Genomic DNA, 17,645 nt, shown 5'->3' with positions numbered 1-17,645 from the left:
AAAGCTCCTCGTACTATAATTGATAATTATAATAATAATTATTATTATTGTCAATATATTTTATCAAATTTCATGTTAATTTCACCGTTAAGTCTCTCCAAATTCGGTCTAAACACTCTATATTAGACTTATGAATATCGCACAGTTTTAGAATTAATTTTTTAAATTATTATAAAAATCAATAAATTATAAAATAAAAAAACCACAAATACTAGGGCGATGTTTGTGGCAAAACCGAAAAAATGGTTTTTTAAACAAGTGCTTACTGCGATGTCTTTTGACGGACAATCTGATAACGTCTGCCCAAATACCAAATCGGTGCTGAGATGATGTGAATCAGACGAGTAAACGGCACAAGCAGAATAAGCGTGGTTCCTAAGAACATGTGTAGCTTATAAATCAGCCCTGCATCCACCACACGAGCGGCAGCACTCATCGGACGCAATATCGCCAAATCCTGTGCCCAGCCTGCCAATGACAGCATTAACGCACCGTCTTTATGGTCAGGATAGTGCCAAATGGTCGCAAGACCCATCAACAATTGCACCAAAATGATGACAAGTAGCATCTTATCGCTAAACGTGGATGTATGGCTCACACGTGGGTCGGTAAAACGTCGCCACATAAGAATCAGTAGTCCCACAAGGCACATCACGCCTGCAATACCACCGACAATGACTGCCACAAGCTGTTTGTCCGCCGCCGAGATAAAGCGTTCATAGACAAAGTGCGGGGTTAGCATACCAAAGAAATGCCCAAGCAGTACCACAATGATACCGATGTGAAATAGGTTACTGCCAAGTCTCATGCCTTTATCGTTTAGCATTTGGCTTGACCCTGCACGCCATGTATACTGCGATAGGTCAAATCTTGCCCAGCAGCCCAAAATACATACTGTCAAGGCGATGTAAGGGTAAATGCCGTACAAAAATATATGTATCCAGTTTTCGGGGGTTACTGCTGTGATTGCTGTTGCTTTTGCTATCATGACGACACTCCTTCGTTAACAGTTTTATTGGTTTTAAAATCCACCCAATGCACAGGGATTTCGCTCTCGTTTTGGGCTTGTCTTGCCAAGGTCTCGGCAATGCGAATGTCGGTTTGGCTTGACGGACAGCGTTCTTCTTGCTTTGCTGCCAAAAAGTCCACGGCTTCTTCTTCCCATTCTTTGTCAATGGCATCAAAAGTCGTATCATCCACCTTGTCTTTGCCCATCTTGGCAAGCTCTTCATCAATGACGGTCAAAGGCTTGCCTGCAATTTGCAATAACGCCTTAAACAGCCCAGCATAGCTACTGCCCTTGTCCACCAGTCTCGCCCCCAGTAGAGCGATGATGTGGCTAACATCGGCAATGTCCATGCGAATCTCAACATCATCTGCAAAGCTTGCCTTATAAGACAAAAATTCTAAATACATGGGCAAATAGTCGGGCAACTCTTTGACATCAATGGCAAAGCCCGCCTCTTCGTACTGTCCCATCAAATCCACCATCGCTTGCCCACGGTCTCGGCTCTCGCCATGCACGTGTTCAAACAGCCAAAGCGACAACGAACGCCCACGCTCAAACAGACTGTCATACACCGACTGAGCTTCAATCGAGCCTTTGCTTGATAACTCGTCAACAAAGGCGTTAATCTCTTGGCGAACCTCGGGGCTGATGAACTTTGATGTTGCTACGATGTCTTTACACGCATCTAGTGTATCATCGGCAAACAGCTCATCAGACGGATAATCCATCAGCAGGCTTATCACTTTTAATAATTTAAAATCAAGATGATTCATACTAGCCCCCATCAGTTATCCCACGTCTGCACGGTCTCAATCATCTCACGGCGATTGGACTTACGCTGACCGAACATACTGACGTCATTACCGCCTGTACAGCCATTACCAAAGCTAAAGCCACAGCCGTTTTTGTCGGCAAAGGCATCAGACAACGCTTCTTCACGGTGAGCGGTCGGAATGACAAAGCGGTCTTCGTAGTTGGCGATTGCCAAATAGCGGTACATCTCTTCAACTTGGTGTTTGGTCAAGCCCACGTCATCAAGCACCGCTTGGCTTTCAACCTTATCGACAAGTTGCATACGCTTATAAGAACGCATGGCAAGCAGGCGTTTTAGGGCAAGTTTGACAGGTGCTTCATCGCCAGCGGTCAGCATATTGGCAAGGTATTTGACAGGGATACGTAGGCTGTCCACATCAGGGATAAGTCCGTCCATGCCTACTTTGCCCGCTTCGGCGGCATTTTGGATTGGCGATAGCGGTGGCACATACCATACCATTGGCAAGGTGCGATATTCTGGGTGTAAAGGCAGGGCAAGTTGCCAGTCCATCGCCAGTTTATAGACAGGCGATTTTTGGGCGGACTCAATCACACTCATCGGCACGCCGTCTTTTAGAGCTTGCTCAATGACGGCAGGGTCATTGGGGTCTAAGAACACATCAAGCTGGGCTTTGTACAAATCTTTTTCGTTCGGGGTGCTGGCGGCTTCTTTGATTTTGTCGGCATCATACAAAAGCACGCCAAGATAGCGAATACGCCCCACACACGTCTCAGAACAGATGGTTGGCTGACCTGACTCAATGCGTGGATAGCAGAAAATACATTTTTCGGATTTGCCTGATTTCCAGTTATAATAAATCTTCTTATAAGGACAGCCCGAGATACACATACGCCAGCCACGGCATTTGTCTTGGTCGATAAGCACAATGCCATCTTCTTCACGCTTATAAATCGCTCCCGATGGACACGACGCCACACACGTTGCGTTTAAGCAATGCTCGCACAAGCGTGGTAAGTACATCATAAAGGTGTTTTCGTACTCACCATAAATGTCGGCTTGGACTTGGTCAAAGTTCTTATCGGCACGGCGTTTGGCAAATTCAGAGCCTAGGATTTCTTCCCAGTTTGGTCCCCATTCGATTTTTTGGATACGCTTGGACATTGACAAGGTCGGGCGAGTTTTTGCGTTCGTGTAGGGTGCGAAAGATGACAGGAATCATACGAAACGTTGAGCCATTGCCGATACCTGTGGTAATAAACAGCACCATAAAGCACGCAAAATACCCTGCAAAACTACCGCCTGTGCCATTTTTTGGCAAAAAGACAATCACGCCAATGGTCGCTGCCGCCATAACAATGAAGTTAAAAAACGTAACCCTAGCTCCGCCCATCTTGTCAGCGAGCCAACCCCCAACAGGACGAAACATCGCCCCAACCAAAGGTCCAAGAAAAGCGACTCTTAGCGGATCAACATCAGCAAAAGACTGCTTGATAAGCATGGGGAACGCCGCCGAAAAGCCGATGAACGAGCCAAACGTGCCAAGATATAGGATACACATGACCCAGTTGTGATAGCGTTTGAAAATGATGGACTGGTCTTTAAAAGACGCTTTGGCGGACGATAAGTCATTCATAAAAAACCACGCCAGTATCGCCATAAGTGCAATAAACGGCACCCACACAAAGGCGGCGTTGTGTAGATATAGGCTCTTGCCGTTGTCGAGCGTAACGCCTGTGCCGATGATTGACAAGCCGATGACCGCAGGCACGACAAACTGCACGGTAGATACGCCTAGATTGCCAAGCCCTGCATTTAGCCCCAAAGCCGTGCCTTGCTTGGATTTGGGATAAAAAAACGAGATGTTGGACATGCTAGACGAAAAGTTGCCCCCACCCAATCCACAAAGCAGGGCGATGATGACAAAGACGCTAAATGGCGTATTGGGGTTTTGTAGAGCAAAGCCCATCCACAGCATGGGAATCAGCAGACTTGCCGTGGATAGAGCCGTCCACCGCCGACCGCCAAACACAGGCACCATAAACGAATAAAAAATCCGCAAAGTCGCCCCTGATAAGGCAGGTAAGGCAGTAAGCCAAAACAGCTGGTCTTTGGTAAAATTAAAGCCAGCGTCAGGCATACGCACGACCACCACCGACCAAATCACCCACACCGCAAAGCCTAGCAGTAGAGCAGGAATAGAAATCCATAGGTTGCGACTGGCGGTCTGTTTACCGCCATTTTCCCAAAACTCATCATCTTCGGGTCGCCAGTCGTGAATCACGCCCCCGCCTTTTAGTTCATTTTTTGCACTCATGTTGCCCCCTTAGGGAAATTTTAAGATTTGGGGTTATTTTAAGGGGAATTGGGCAACTTTTCGCTTATCCTAATGATGAATAAGGTAGGGGGCGGATGCTACTTTAGGGGTAGGTTGGGACATGGGCATAAAAATGACAGCCACTTGGGCTGTCTAGGGCGTATGCTGATCGTGTTAGACACACTCAAAACACCTTTTATCAGGCTTTTTAGCCCTATTTTCAACTTATACAAGCAATTGATTTATCAAAGGCAGATTGCAATTCACTCCTGCAATCTAAAAAAATAATTTTCTAATAATTAGGGCGTAAATGGTAGGGACGCCCTAATATCACCAAATGGCATCTTTACCATCAATCAAACTTGCATGGTTTTGATACTTTCAAGATACGCACGAATGTTTGATACATAGTGCATGCACTGTACATATCGCCCATTTTTACTGGCATTGCGAGCCAGATAACCATAAACCTCTGCCCAACTATTACCATCTCGCCCTTTGGCGTTTAGCTCACTCTGAATGCGTTTGACGGCATTAGGTCCCATGTTATAAGACGCCAGTACAAACCACAAACGCTCCGAATCTGGTACATCTGTATAGAGCTTTTCTAGCACTTCCAGGTATTTGGCACCGCCTTGGATACTTTGGACAGCATCGGTACGGTTTTTTACGCCCATTGCTTTGGCGGTGTCTTGGGTTAGCATCATGAGCCCCTCAACACCTGTGCGTGAGATGGCATTAGGGTCAAGGTGCGATTCTTGATAGCTGATGACCGCCAGAACTTGCCAGTCGTGGTTATGAGCTTTTGCCCCACGTTTAAAGGCATTTTCATACAACGGTAAACGCTGTTTTAACGCTCTTTTAAAATGCTTATCACTGTACTCATTTGCCAACAACGTTTGATCATAAAAACGTGCCGTAGAGCCTGTGATTGCCAGCTCATCAGGACTGCATAAAAAATTTTTGGCATGCTGTACCAGGCTGTTATCCTTGGTATGAAACATGAGCGACGTACTGGCATTAAGACCATACCCTGAGACTTTTTTTGCTGTGTCATCATTACACGCCAATGGCACGCTCGCCATGCCTTCGTGACTCTCGCCAAGCAGTCCATCGACATCGCCTGCTTTAAAGGCGTTTAGAGCTTCTTGCTCGGTGTCATAGACTTTAAGATTTAGACTAACGCCAAGTCTATCGGCATAGCGGTCGGCAATGTCATGACCAAAACCATGCTGAATGTCGCCATGGTTGAACACCGTGCTGTCACCCTTGGTCGTGGCGATGACAATCTCACCCTTTTGTTTTACACCATCTAATGCAGACATGGCAGATGATGGCGTAGAATCCATGCTTGGCGTCAAAAAACCCTTGACGGGCAAAGAAAGCAGTGACACCGTGCCAAGACACAGCACCCATTTGGCAAGCGTTGCCACGGGTTTGTTTGGGGTATTTAGTCGTTGGGCAAATTTACCAAAAAGACTTTTTTTGGTTTGTTCGTTAAGCTCCGATAAGCATAGGGCAGATTTTTGAATGATAAATGGCTTAAATGTTGTCGCTTTAAAATTTGGATTGGTGTTATTATTGTCTAATATTGCTGGGTTATTGGCATAAAATGAATAATAAAATCGGTGATTATTGGTGCGAATGATTTGCATAATATTCTCCTATCTTACCGTAAACACCGCACGATTTACATCATAAATAACACAATGCAATAATATGTGGTGCGATTGCTGTGTTAGATATCCATGTCATCCATGATGGGTCTTCAAGCACTTCTAAGCCATTACGCTTAGGGTTACTTGACATCAATGGATAAGACAGATAAATCATGATGATATCGCCATCAAGCCTGTGGCTTGGATTTACCCATAATGACAAGTTTAGCCAATCATCATAGGGGACATCATCACGCAACAACCAAACGGTTTAACTAAAATTTGGCAGTTTCTTCGCAGTGGCTCAACCATCAATAATGCCAATATGATGATAATGACATATATGCCATGATTAAGCAAAAAGTAAATTAAGGTTAGAATAAAAAACTTAGTTTTAATATAGGCGATTTGGCTAAATGGTCAATCATTACATTGTAAACTGACGATAGACGGTATTAATTTATAGATAAATAGCATAAAGTAGCAAATATTCACAAAAACCATCATTATTGTAAAATCGTTTCTTGATAATTTTTTAAAAATGAAAATTGCAATACTAATGTATAAACTAATAAGTCATTTTTAAAATTTCAATAAAAATCAATGCTTTTCATCAGATTATATCATAAAACAGTCAAAAAATTCATGTTTTGCTTTTTAGAATTTTAATTAAAAATTATAAAACAATTGTTCATATTCATTAAATGATAATGATTTTTGATTATTGTTATGTTTTTCAAGTGTTTATCAGCATCTTTATAAATGACTCATCAGTTTAAATCAGCCCTTGCCAAATGACCATTTTTTGGTTAAATTTTATCATAATTTTTCACTTTCTATGTTTAACGGACACAAGGACATCGCCATGACCCTATCTTATACCGCCCCCATTGATGAAATGCGTTTTGTGTTAAACGACATTTTTGACGCCCCGACCTTTTGGCAAAACACGCCTGCCCTATCCCATGTCGATAGCGACACGGTAGACATGATTTTGGACGAAATGGCAAAATTCGCCACATCCACGCTTTTGCCCCTAAACCAATTGGGCGATGAAGAAGGGGCAATTTATCTTGGAAACGGACAAGTCGCCACGCCACAGGGCTTTAAGGACGCATTTAGAGCCTATGCTGATGCCGGCTGGATAGGGCTTGGGGGCGACCCTGAGTATGGCGGACAAGGCATGCCAAAAATGGTGAGTATGCTTACCGAAGAGATGCTGTTTGCCACCAACCAATCATTCGCCCTATATCCCAACCTCACCGTAGGGGCGACATTGTGCCTACTGGCGAGCGGTAGCGATGAACAAAAGGCTCTATATTTGCCCAAGCTATACAGTGGCAAGTGGTCAGGGACGATGTGCTTGACCGAACCGCACGCAGGGACGGATTTGGGGATTATCAAGACAAAAGCTGTCCCCAACGCTGACGGCTCGTATGCCATCACAGGCACTAAGATTTTTATCACCGCAGGCGAGCATGACCTGACAGATAACATCGTTCATCTGGTACTTGCCAAAACGCCCAACGCCCCAAAAGGCTCAAAAGGCATATCACTATTTATTGTGCCAAAATTTTTGGTCAATGCAGACGGCAGTTTGGGCGAGCGTAATGGCGTATCGGCAGGCTCCATTGAGCATAAAATGGGCATCAAAGCGTCTGCCACTTGCGTGATGAACTTTGACAACGCCACAGGCTATATGGTAGGGGCGGAGAATACAGGCTTGGCAAGTATGTTTGTCATGATGAACTATGAGCGAGTTACCATGGGGCTACAAGGGCTTGGGGCGAGCGTGCTTGCCTACCAAAACGCCTGTGCTTATGCCCACGACCGCTTACAAGGGCGAGCCGATGGTGGTGTCAAAAATACCGATAAACCTGCCGACCCCATCATTCATCATGCGGACGTCCGCCGTATGCTTTTAAATGCCAAGACAAACAGCGTGGCTTCTCGCACCTTTGCCATGTATGTCGCTCGTGAACTTGACACCGCCAAATTCTCAGACGATGATAATGCCAAAAAAACCGCTTCCGCCAAGGTTGCCCTACTGACCCCGATTGCTAAGGCGTTTTTGACCGACATGGCATTTGGTGCCACCATTGACTGCCAGCAGGTGTTTGGCGGGCATGGCTATATCCGTGAATGGGGCATGGAACAAATCGTGCGTGATACCCGTATCAGCCAGATTTATGAAGGCACGAACGGCATTCAAGCCCTTGACCTGCTCGGGCGAAAAGTCGTCAAGGACAACGGACGGGCGATGAGTGCGTTTATTGATGAAATCAAAGCGTCCGCTAATGCCCTGCCCGATGGCCTATTAAAGGATGAGACCCTAAGGGCGTGCGATACGGTGGCGGATTTGACCGCCGAGCTTATCAAGGTTGCAACTGCCGACCCCAACGCCATTAACGGCTCGGCGGTGGATTATCTACACACGGTGGGCTATCTGTGCTATGCCTATATGTATGTGCTGACCGTCAAGGCGTGTGCGGATAAGGATGGGGATTTTTATGCTGATAAAGTCCGTCTGGCTGACTATTTTACCGCTCGTATCCTGCCACGCCTGCACGCCCATGCGGTCATGGCAAAAAATAGGGCGGATAGCATCATGGCGTTTGATGAAGGGTTTTTTGGGTAAATTTATGCGATAAATTTGCACCATATAAAAATCGGGCGAATGTCCCGATTTTTATTTTGTCATTATTTTTCAAATAACTCTCTTTAAATAGGTAAAACAACCTATTTTGCCATTTTATCAAACCACAAAAAATATTCCGCCATTTTAAATTATCCCCAAAAACTGTGCTAAAATAGTACATTTATCAGTTATCTTGTATTTTTAAGGACAACCTTTGCTAGATCACAGCTCTGACTTACGCCATATTTTACAATACATCAGCCTACTCCAAGAGTTGCCCGAGCCTTCGTCTTTGAAACGTTTCATTGATGCACTAAGAGTGACGGGCGATGACGAAGAAGCGGTCAATGCCAAAATCCGTGAACTCATTGATATTTTAAAAGAAAATCCTGAATACGGTGCAGGACTGGCAGCGTTTATCCTGCGTCTAACAGACAACTATCAGCGTATCACGCTCTATGCAGATACGGGCATCATCTCTGATGACAGCTTTTCACACAGCATTAACCGCTTGATAGGACATCGTTTTTTGCCCCTACTGCCCAAAGAAGACTCCGTGGTAGAGCTTGCTCACTATCTGTTTGACGGGGCGACCGATGAGAAATGGCTGTCACTCATCACGCCTGAGCATTGGGATGAGCTGGTGGAGCTTATCAAGGTTGATGAGCAGAACCTAGAGCTGGTCGCCAGTGCCAAAAATAGCATCCTAAATGCTTTGGTCATCTTATCTTATCGCATCAGTGGCATCGGACTGCACACTGAGATGATGGATACCTATCCACAGGTTTTAAACTACACCGCCGCCTTTGTCGCCCAAAACCAAGAGACCGTCCTGTTTGTCAATCAGTATCGCCAGTCCCATAACTTGGACGCCATGACTGACACCATGCCTGATGTGGACATTGACCCTGCTCCTTTGCTTGTCATGCTAGAGCAGTGCCAAGACATTGTTGATAACATTCGAAAACGGGTGTACAAAACGGGCATTTCCATTCGTATGACTAATATGCTTGTGCGACTTGAGCAGAGCATTCACCGCATGCATATCTTGCTTGAACTCGTCTCTGACAAAAACAAAAACCGCGACAAAGCCATCGTGGAGCTAACCCAAGAGATTGTCCGCACCGCCAAAACCCGATACAGCTTTGGCTATCTCATCAAAAATAACACCCGCCTGCTGTCTCGTAAAATCACCGAAAACTCAGGTCAAGTGGGCGAGCATTACATCAGTACCGACAAGCTTGGCTACAAAAAAATGTACAAAAAGGCGGCCATTGGTGGTTTTCTCATCGCTTTTATGGCAACCTTAAAAATCCTAGGCTCATCGCTCGTGCTTGCCCCCATTGGCAAAGCGTTCATGAACAGCATGATTTATGGACTTGGCTTTGTTGGCATTCACATCGCAGGGGGGACAGTCGCCACCAAACAGCCCGCCATGACCGCCGCCGCCATCGCCTCCACCATCTCAGAAGGATCTAGTAAGAAAAAACAGCTAACCAAACTTGCTGAGTTGGTCGTGGACATCATGCGAACGCAGTTTATCGCCATCATGGGTAACATCTCCATCGCCATGCCCATCGCCCTACTCATCGCCTTTGGCTGGGTGCAGTTCTATGGTGAGCCGATGATTAGCACCGAAAAGGCCGCCTACCTGCTCCACGAGCTTGACCCCTTGCGTTCACTCTCCTTGCCACACGCTGCCATCGCTGGGGTGTTTTTGTTCCTATCAGGACTTATCTCAGGGTATTATGATAACCTTGCCGCCTTTAATAAAATCGGCGAACGGGTCAAACGTCACCACCTGCTTGCTCGTCTCATGCCCCAAAGCTGGCAAAACCGCCTTGGCAGTTTTGTAGAAGCCAATCTTGGGGCGATTATGGGGAACTTTATCTTTGGCTGTTTTTTGGGCAGTACCGCCACCATCGGCTACATGCTCGGACTGCCACTTGACATTCGCCACATCGCCTTTGCCTCCGCCAACCTTGTGCATGGGCTGTTTTTCTTATCCCCTGATGATTTGACATGGCAACTTGCCCTGTATGCTTTTGTTGGAGTATTGCTCATCGGCATGGTGAACCTGATTGTTAGTTTTTCACTGTCACTCATGATTGCCCTACGTTCCAAAGAAGTGCATTTTAGCCAGTGGAAAGATTTGGGCGAGCTGATGTTCAAGCACTTAATCACACACCCAAGGGACTTTTTCATTCCTAGAAATGAAAGCGTTAAATACGCACGTATTGACAGCGAAGGGCGGATTATCTATGATGACAATGTCAAAGAAACTGCCATTCCTAGCGGTTCGGTCGTCCGTCGTCTAGGCAATAAAAAAACCGACCCCCTAAAAGACATCCAAAATGCAGTCAATGTCGCCAAAACCGACCTAAGCCAAGGCACGCTTGATAAAGTCAAAGTAGAGACCAAACACAGTGAAGCAGGCGAGATGGGGCTTGACATGAATAGCGAGACCAATGCCAAAAACCCACTACCCAAACCCGACAAACCGCCACAGCTACCAAAGTAAATACCATGAAACAAAGTATTGCACTTGATATTTTAAAAACAGGACAAAACGTCTTTTTGACAGGGCAGGCAGGAGCAGGCAAAACTTATGTCCTAAACCAGTACATTCACTATCTGCGAGTGCGTGGCATCTCAGCTGCTATTACCGCCAGTACAGGCATTGCCGCCACGCACATGAACGGCATGACGATACACGCATGGTCTGGCATGGGCATTAAGGACAGCTTTACCGATGAAGATTTTAAACGTCTAAGATATCGCCAAGCCGTGACCGACCGCCTAAGAGACGCTAAGGTACTCATCATCGATGAGATTTCCATGCTCCATGCCAAGCAAGTGGACTTGTTGGACGAGATTTTACGTACCATTCGTGAAAATGACACCCCTTTTGGTGGGGTGCAGGTGATTTTCTCGGGCGATTTTTTTCAGTTACCCCCTGTTGGCAACAAAGGCGAAAGCAACAAAGAAAAGTTTGCCTTTATGGCGAAGGCATGGAAAAGTGCCAATTTCCAAATCTGCTACCTATCAGAACAGCACCGTCAAGCAGGGCATGATGAGCGTGAACGGTTTGGCATGAGCCTAAACGACGTCTTGAACCAAATCCGACATCAGGACGTGGATGCTCTCGCCCAAGACATCTTGCTTGGCACTCGCCATAACGACATCAGCGATAATTGTACACGTCTGTACACTCATAATGGCAACGTGGACAGCATCAACCAAGAACAGCTTGCTCTGCTAGATGGAGACGCTCACACCTTTGACTGCACCACCTATGGCGATAAAGCCTTGATAGAAATGCTCGCTAAAAACGTCAAAGCCGCCCCATCTTTGACCCTAAAAGTCGGGGCTCGGGTCATGTTTATCAAAAACAACCAAAACCTTAGTGTCTCTAATGGCACGATGGGCGAAGTGGTTGATTTTGTCGCCCTACCACAGGCAAACATTGATGGTAGTAACGAGTCCGCCAACACCATCAAATACCCCATGGTACGACTCAATAGTGGTCGCATGGTCTATGCCGAGCCTGATGAATGGACGATAGAAGATAACCAAGGCGAGATATTAGCCAGTTACAGCCAAATCCCCCTTGCCTTAGCATGGGCAATCACCATTCACAAAAGTCAAGGCATGACCCTAGATGCTGCCGAGATTGATTTATCTCGCACCTTTGAGATGGGGCAAGGCTATGTTGCTCTCTCTCGCCTGCGGTCGCTGGACGGCTTAAAACTCCTTGGCATGAACAAAAACAGTCTGCTGTTAGATGAATGGGTGTTTCACGTCAATAACCGTCTATTAGAGATTGCCGACGAACAAGCCGAAAAGTTCTACGCCTTAGATGATGACACCCTAAGCGAGATTCACAAACAGTTCATCATCGCCTGTGATGGCATTACTGATGATACCATCATCGCTCGCCAAGAAAAACTTTTACAAAAAGTCAAAGATGAACAAGCCCGCAAACAGCACATCAACGCCAACCAAACCCAAGGCAAATCACTTGCCCAAGTCGGCAAAACCCTAGATGAGACCCTAGCACTCATCAAAGAAGGTCTTAGTCTTGATGAGATAGCACAGAAACGTGAGCTTGCCAAATCTACCATCATCAGCCACATCACCGAGCTCATCGAACGTGATGGCAAAGACGACTACCTGCGTTTTGCCCCCAGTGATGATGAACTACACGCCATCAAAGCCATCTATGATAAGCTCGACGCCCAAGGCGAATTTGAAGGCGGTGTCAAGCTTAAACCCATCGTGGAGATGAGTGGTAAAGGCAATGGCTATTACAACATCGCAAGGCTGGCGTTGGCATTTTTGGACATCTCCAAAGCCGACACAACAGACACGGCAGATGACAGCAAAACAGCTAACACCAACAAGGATAAGCCATGACCCTTCGCCTTGCCATCAACGGTTTTGGACGTATTGGGCGAATGCTACTGCGTGCGTATCTGTCCGACATCACAAGATTTGACCGCCTTGACATCATCGCCATCAATGACATCGCAGACGCCCACACGCTCCTGCATTTATTAAAATTTGACAGCACGCACGGCAGATTGGGTGTGGATGCACATCTACAAGATAACCATTTGATTTTACAAAAAAACAGGCAAACCCTGTGCCGGATTTTACTACTTAACCAAAAAAGCCCCACCGACATCGCATGGGGCGAGCTTGACATTGACGTGGTGTTAGAATGCACGGGGCGTTTTCGCTCCTATGATGATGCAAGCCTGCACCGCTTATCAGGGGCAAAACAAGTCATCATCGGCTCTGCCCCCTTTGATACGGTGGATGCCAGCGTGGTCATGGGGGTTAATGATGAGATACTGCAGCATACCAATTTACCGATTATCTCAGGCGTGTCCTGCACCACCCAAGCCCTAGTCCCCCTACTGCACACCTTGCAAGTCTATGGCATAGACAGCGTGATGATGACCGAGATTCATGCCGTAACCGCCGACCAAACGGTGCTAGACCAAGCCCATCGAGACCTAAGGCGAGCTAGAGCGTCAGGGCAAAACATCATTCCCACCACGTCAAGTAGCATTAATGCCAGTGTGCGGGTGTTACCATTTTTACAAGGCAAATTAAGCGGGCATTCTATCCGAGTGCCAACGGTCAATGTCGCCTGCATTGACATCACGATCATCTTTGAAAAAGACCCCACCCTTGACGACATCAGAAAACTCTTAAAACACACAAGCCAAAACCGTCTGCGTGGGATTATGGATTATACCAATGAACCGCTTGTTTCATCTGACTTTATCGGCGATACCCATTCGCTCATCATAGACGGCTCTCAGCTTATGCAAGCGGGTTGCCAATTTAAAATCCTAGCATGGTATGATAATGAAGTTGGCTACGCCAATCGCTTGCTTGATATGTGTGTGGCGTTAAGCAAAGCAAAACAATCCTAGTACCCATATCTAAAAACAATCTAAAAAACAAAGAGTTACATAACATCCATGCAACCATGCCAATAGTGTGTTATATTATGCATTTTTACCAATCGTATTAACATGACTGACCGTTTTATTTTACAAGAAGTATTGACCGATGATGTGCCGTTTCGGGTACATAATGTCAAGATAGACAAATTCATCTACGAGCAGGATTTGCCACTCATGCTGTTGGCTCATTATGACCGCCTAAGCGATGAGCTAAAGATTCAAAAGCCTTTGACCGACTTTTTTGGGCAGATGAACGACAAAGTAACCACGGCACAGGCGTGTGCGATTTTTGGGGTCAGTCCCGACAGCCTACGCCCTGCCACCCACATCAAAATCACAGGCACGAGTGTCATCGTGTGGGATGAGTTTCCCCTTGCCCTGCATTTGCAATTTACCAACACCGCCAAAGACAGCCAGACCACCGATGAGCCTGACCTCACCCAAGCAGTCGCTGACGAGATTGGTAACATCCTACTGTCAGGCAACGTCAATGTCCTGCACAAAAACACCGCCAAGGAGCTGGTGAGCGTTGATTTGTCTGATGATGAATTTGTCATTACGCCCAGCGATAACTATACTCGCCTGCCCAACAGTCACGCTCTTGCCACCACCCAAATCCTAAACCACATCAGACACACCACCCCCCAAGCCATGGCATATCTAAGCCATGCTCTACGTGATAAAATCATGGAGCATGCACAAGAGCGGTTTTAGGGTTTTGGGTGTTTTATCTATCGCATATAAGGCGTGCTCAGCACGCCCCTACATCCAAACATTATTGCGTTTGTAGTAATTTTCAAATTTTTTGGGTATATTTTTTATTTCAAGTAACCCACGCATTAAAAAAACGGTTGGGCAATCCCAACCGTTTTGTTTGCAATATAGTAAAAAATCAGCTCTGGTTCAAAAAGTATGCTACAAAGAAAACAGTTCGTGGCGATCTTGGGAAACCTAACGGTTTTCCTACCCGCAGGCAGGCTCAGGGCGAACGGAAAACCTAGTTCAGCATACTTTTTGGACTACTATCAAAAATCAACTATAAAAACGCCCGATTCTGTAAGGCTTGGTGCAAGGTTAGGCTATCGACATAACCCAACTCCCCGCCCATGGGAATGCCTTGGGCTAAGCGAGTGATATTATCCACGCAGGCTTTTAGGGCGTCATGGATAAAAAAGGCGGTGGTCTGACCTTCGACCGTCGCCCCCGTGGCAAGAATCAGCTCGCTAATGGCAGACTTTTTGACCAACGCCACCAACTCATCCATGTGCAAATCATCCGCCCCGATACCGTCCAAGGGCGACAGATGACCGCCCAGCACAAAATACCGCCCACGATACGCTCCACTTTGCTCAATCGCCACCACATCGGATGCACGCTCCACCACGCACAGCTGACTGTCATCACGGCGGACATCGGCACAGATGGGACAGATGTCATCATCGCTAAATGAATGGCAGATTTGACATTCTTTAATCTCATTCATGGCAATCTCCAAGGCATAGGCAAGCGCCAAGCCTTGGGGACGTTTTTTGGACAATAGTTCTATCGCCATGCGTTGGGCGGACTTTTGCCCGACAGATGGTAGGATTTGTAAGGCTTTGACCAGTTGGTCAAATTTGGGGGTGAGCATTAACCGAACAATCCTTGCATGCCCTTGGGCAGACCCATGCCTGTGGTCGCCCCCGCCATGATTTCCTCTGATAGCTCATCTGCTTGACGTACCGCATCATTAATGGCGGCCGCCACCAAATCTTCAATCATGTCAGGCTCATCATCCATCAAACTTGGGTCGATAGATAGGCGTTTGACCACATGGCGACCTGTCATGGTCACTTTTACCAGTCCGTTGCCTGCTTCGCCTTGAACTTCTTTTTGGGCAAGGGTTTTTTTGGCGGATTCGACGTTTTGCTCAACCTGCTTTTGCATGGCTTGGGCTTGTTGCATGAGTGCTTGAATGTTCATCATAAACTCCAAAGGATAATAAATTTTGGGTAATATGGTTAGCCATTATAACAAAATTTTAACTTAATGGGAAATTGTTATCATGGAGCGTGTTGAACATTGATAACATTTTTGTAGAATATGGTATAATTTAACGCTTTAATCCATTTTTGCATGAAAATGGCTATCCGACCACTTGATCGTGTAAATTGTCAAGATTTTACCTTAATTTCTTTAAATTAAGTGGTCGGATTTTTTTCATCGTCAGACGTTCGTTTGATAGAATGACCATCAAACTTCACTTTTTCCTTGAAAAACGGGCGACTCCCCTGCTTTTTTAAACAGGCATTTTCATTACAAATACCAACATTCAACACGCCCTAATACACCATCCATTTATCCAGCGAGACAGTCATGACAGCCCCACACCCCGATACCCCACCCGAGCATAACCACGTCATCGTCATCGGTGGCGGTCATGTCGGACTGTCCTTTGCCCTGCTTTTGGCTCATCAAGGCATTTATAGCACGCTGTTGGAGACGGTCAAATACCCGACCATCGCCCCCGACCAAGACCATGAACGCCAATCCTATCTGGACAGTCGCAACACCGCTTTGTCTAGGCGTAGCGTGCAGATTTATCATGAGATTGGGCTGTGGGATGAATTGGACAGCCATGCCTGCCGTATTGACAAGGTGTTAATTAGCGAGCTTGGTAGCTTTGGGCGGGCGACACTTGATAAACAGGCGGAGAACGTTGAGAGCTTTGGTTTTGTCATGGAAAACGCATGGCTAGGACGGGTACTGCTCCAAGCGGTCAAGGCAAGCCCCTATATCCGCCTGCATGATAACACCCAAGTGACCGCCATCGACCAAGATGACGACATGGCTCATGTTACTGCCATCAGCCAAGATGACAAAACAGACAACGGTACTATTCAGCTATCCGCCCCACTGGTTGTGGCGTGCGATGGTCAGCACTCGCCTGCTCGCTACATGCTCGGCATAGGAGCGGACAGTCATGATTATAGGCAAGTGGGTATCGTTGGTGTGGTTGAGACAGACACGCCACACAAGCATGTCGCCATTGAAAAATTCAGCCCTGCCGGACCGTTGGCGGTGCTACCCCTACCCGACAGTGCAGATGGCAAATATCGCCGTTCGGTCGTCTTTATCTGCCCAAAAGGCGATGAACACGCCTACTTGCATGATGACGCTCACTTTTTGGCGACATTGCAACAAGTCTTTGGCACAGATGCAGGGCAGTTTGTACAAGCAGGCAGGCGTGGGGCATACCCTTTGACCAAAGTATTAGCTCATCGGCAGGTCGTCGGTCGCTGTGTACTCATGGGCAATGCCGCTCACACACTACACCCTGTGGCAGGTCAAGGCTTTAATCTATGCCTAAGAGACGCCTACGCTCTTGCCAAACTTTTGGGCGAGAACTTACAAAACGCCAAAAGCGGTAAATTTGGCATGACCACCCCCGACTTTGGCAGCCAGACCCGCCTGCTAGGTTATGAGCAATCCCGCCAAACCGACCAAAAGCGAGTGATTAAATTCTGCGATACCGTTGTTGGCAGTTTTACCAGCACCAACCCTGTCATGAAAGTCGCTCGCAATGTCGGACTGATTGCCTTTGACAAAATCCCCTTTGTCAAACCGATGGTTGCTACCTATGCGATGGGGTTAAAATCTTGATGGTTTGACGTGCCTGCTTTTATAAAACGATGCATTTTAAGTCGAGATTAGAGCATGATTTTTAAAATTTATCACACGCCTTTTATACCCCCTTTAAAAAATCAAGCCCAACCCCCATTTAGCACTCAA

At 46.5% G+C, this 17,645-nt stretch carries 13 protein-coding genes and 1 pseudogene; 6 read left to right on the top strand and 8 right to left on the bottom strand.

Annotated features, from left to right (window positions below; genetic code table 11):
• Positions 1-262: 262 nt before the first annotated feature.
• From narI to LP107_RS05480, 6 genes and pseudogenes are all read right to left on the bottom strand, one after another.
• A complete protein-coding gene (gene narI / locus LP107_RS05505) occupies positions 263-988 on the bottom strand; it encodes a respiratory nitrate reductase subunit gamma (protein ID WP_078274566.1) in 726 nt (241 codons plus the stop codon).
• The gene (gene narJ / locus LP107_RS05500; RefSeq protein ID WP_112742385.1) at positions 985-1,782 is read right to left on the bottom strand and encodes a nitrate reductase molybdenum cofactor assembly chaperone; all 798 of its coding nucleotides are present in this window, start codon (positions 1,780-1,782) and stop codon (positions 985-987) included. The genes narI and narJ overlap by 4 nt, the downstream gene beginning before the upstream one ends.
• An 11-nt stretch (positions 1,783-1,793) precedes the next feature.
• A pseudogene (narH, locus tag LP107_RS05495) lies at positions 1,794-2,954 on the bottom strand (nitrate reductase subunit beta); the annotation flags it as partial.
• The gene (locus LP107_RS05490) at positions 2,884-4,098 is read right to left on the bottom strand and encodes a NarK family nitrate/nitrite MFS transporter (RefSeq protein WP_112742386.1); all 1,215 of its coding nucleotides are present in this window, start codon (positions 4,096-4,098) and stop codon (positions 2,884-2,886) included. The pseudogene narH and the gene LP107_RS05490, both read right to left, overlap by 71 nt.
• A gap of 356 nt (positions 4,099-4,454) precedes the next feature.
• A complete protein-coding gene (locus LP107_RS05485) occupies positions 4,455-5,753 on the bottom strand; it encodes a transglycosylase SLT domain-containing protein (protein ID WP_112742387.1) in 1,299 nt (432 codons plus the stop codon).
• A 40-nt stretch (positions 5,754-5,793) separates the two neighbouring features.
• On the bottom strand, positions 5,794-6,015 hold the full coding sequence (locus tag LP107_RS05480; protein WP_147287379.1) for a hypothetical protein: 222 nt from the start codon (positions 6,013-6,015) through the stop codon (positions 5,794-5,796).
• A 606-nt stretch (positions 6,016-6,621) separates the two neighbouring features.
• Here LP107_RS05480 and LP107_RS05475 point away from each other — a divergent pair.
• The 5 genes from LP107_RS05475 (at position 6,622) to LP107_RS05455 (ending at position 14,588) form a co-directional block, all read left to right on the top strand.
• Positions 6,622-8,394, top strand: a complete 1,773-nt coding sequence (locus tag LP107_RS05475) for an acyl-CoA dehydrogenase C-terminal domain-containing protein (RefSeq protein WP_112742389.1) — start codon at positions 6,622-6,624, stop codon at positions 8,392-8,394.
• Positions 8,395-8,608: 214 nt separating this feature from the next.
• Entirely contained in the window at positions 8,609-10,915 is a 2,307-nt protein-coding gene (locus LP107_RS05470) for a site-specific recombinase (RefSeq protein WP_112742390.1), read from the top strand.
• Positions 10,916-10,920: 5 nt separating this feature from the next.
• Positions 10,921-12,810 (top strand): AAA family ATPase, encoded by a 1,890-nt coding sequence (locus LP107_RS05465; protein WP_112742391.1) that lies wholly within the window; start codon positions 10,921-10,923, stop codon positions 12,808-12,810.
• On the top strand, positions 12,807-13,841 hold the full coding sequence (locus LP107_RS05460) for a type I glyceraldehyde-3-phosphate dehydrogenase (RefSeq protein ID WP_112742392.1): 1,035 nt from the start codon (positions 12,807-12,809) through the stop codon (positions 13,839-13,841). Before LP107_RS05465 ends, LP107_RS05460 begins: the two co-directional genes overlap by 4 nt.
• A 102-nt stretch (positions 13,842-13,943) precedes the next feature.
• The gene (locus LP107_RS05455; RefSeq protein ID WP_112742393.1) at positions 13,944-14,588 is read left to right on the top strand and encodes a hypothetical protein; all 645 of its coding nucleotides are present in this window, start codon (positions 13,944-13,946) and stop codon (positions 14,586-14,588) included.
• 322 nt (positions 14,589-14,910) lie between these two features.
• Here LP107_RS05455 and recR read toward each other — a convergent pair whose 3' ends face one another.
• Positions 14,911-15,504: a recombination mediator RecR gene (recR, locus tag LP107_RS05450; protein WP_078274553.1), complete on the bottom strand. Its 594-nt coding sequence runs from the start codon at positions 15,502-15,504 to the stop codon at positions 14,911-14,913.
• Positions 15,504-15,836 carry a YbaB/EbfC family nucleoid-associated protein gene (locus LP107_RS05445; RefSeq protein ID WP_078274552.1) on the bottom strand — a complete coding sequence of 111 codons (333 nt, stop codon included), beginning with the start codon at positions 15,834-15,836 and terminating at the stop codon, positions 15,504-15,506. The genes recR and LP107_RS05445 overlap by 1 nt, the downstream gene beginning before the upstream one ends.
• 393 nt (positions 15,837-16,229) lie before the next feature.
• On the opposite strand from LP107_RS05445, the gene LP107_RS05440 reads away from it, so the two are divergent.
• A complete protein-coding gene (locus tag LP107_RS05440; protein WP_078274551.1) occupies positions 16,230-17,516 on the top strand; it encodes an FAD-dependent monooxygenase in 1,287 nt (428 codons plus the stop codon).
• The last annotated feature ends 129 nt before the right edge of the window (positions 17,517-17,645 follow it).

The sequence above is a fragment of the Moraxella bovis genome, from assembly GCF_025985205.1.
Taxonomy (GTDB): Bacteria; Pseudomonadota; Gammaproteobacteria; order Pseudomonadales; family Moraxellaceae; genus Moraxella; species Moraxella bovis.
The sequence above is the reverse complement of the archived record's forward strand: the minus strand, read 5'-3'. Positions and strand labels throughout refer to the sequence as shown.

Bases quoted from the DNA above. Each gene is read 5' to 3' on its own strand.
- narI (WP_078274566.1), bottom strand. From the start codon at position 988: ATGATAGCAAAAGCAACAGCAATCACAGCAGTAACCCCCGAAAACTGG.
- narJ (WP_112742385.1), bottom strand. From the start codon at position 1,782: ATGAATCATCTTGATTTTAAATTATTAAAAGTGATAAGCCTGCTGATG.
- LP107_RS05490 (WP_112742386.1), bottom strand. From the start codon at position 4,098: ATGAGTGCAAAAAATGAACTAAAAGGCGGGGGCGTGATTCACGACTGG.
- LP107_RS05485 (WP_112742387.1), bottom strand. From the start codon at position 5,753: ATGCAAATCATTCGCACCAATAATCACCGATTTTATTATTCATTTTAT.
- LP107_RS05475 (WP_112742389.1), top strand. From the start codon at position 6,622: ATGACCCTATCTTATACCGCCCCCATTGATGAAATGCGTTTTGTGTTA.
- LP107_RS05465 (WP_112742391.1), top strand. From the start codon at position 10,921: ATGAAACAAAGTATTGCACTTGATATTTTAAAAACAGGACAAAACGTC.
- LP107_RS05460 (WP_112742392.1), top strand. From the start codon at position 12,807: ATGACCCTTCGCCTTGCCATCAACGGTTTTGGACGTATTGGGCGAATG.
- LP107_RS05455 (WP_112742393.1), top strand. From the start codon at position 13,944: ATGACTGACCGTTTTATTTTACAAGAAGTATTGACCGATGATGTGCCG.
- recR (WP_078274553.1), bottom strand. From the start codon at position 15,504: ATGCTCACCCCCAAATTTGACCAACTGGTCAAAGCCTTACAAATCCTA.
- LP107_RS05445 (WP_078274552.1), bottom strand. From the start codon at position 15,836: ATGAACATTCAAGCACTCATGCAACAAGCCCAAGCCATGCAAAAGCAG.
- LP107_RS05440 (WP_078274551.1), top strand. From the start codon at position 16,230: ATGACAGCCCCACACCCCGATACCCCACCCGAGCATAACCACGTCATC.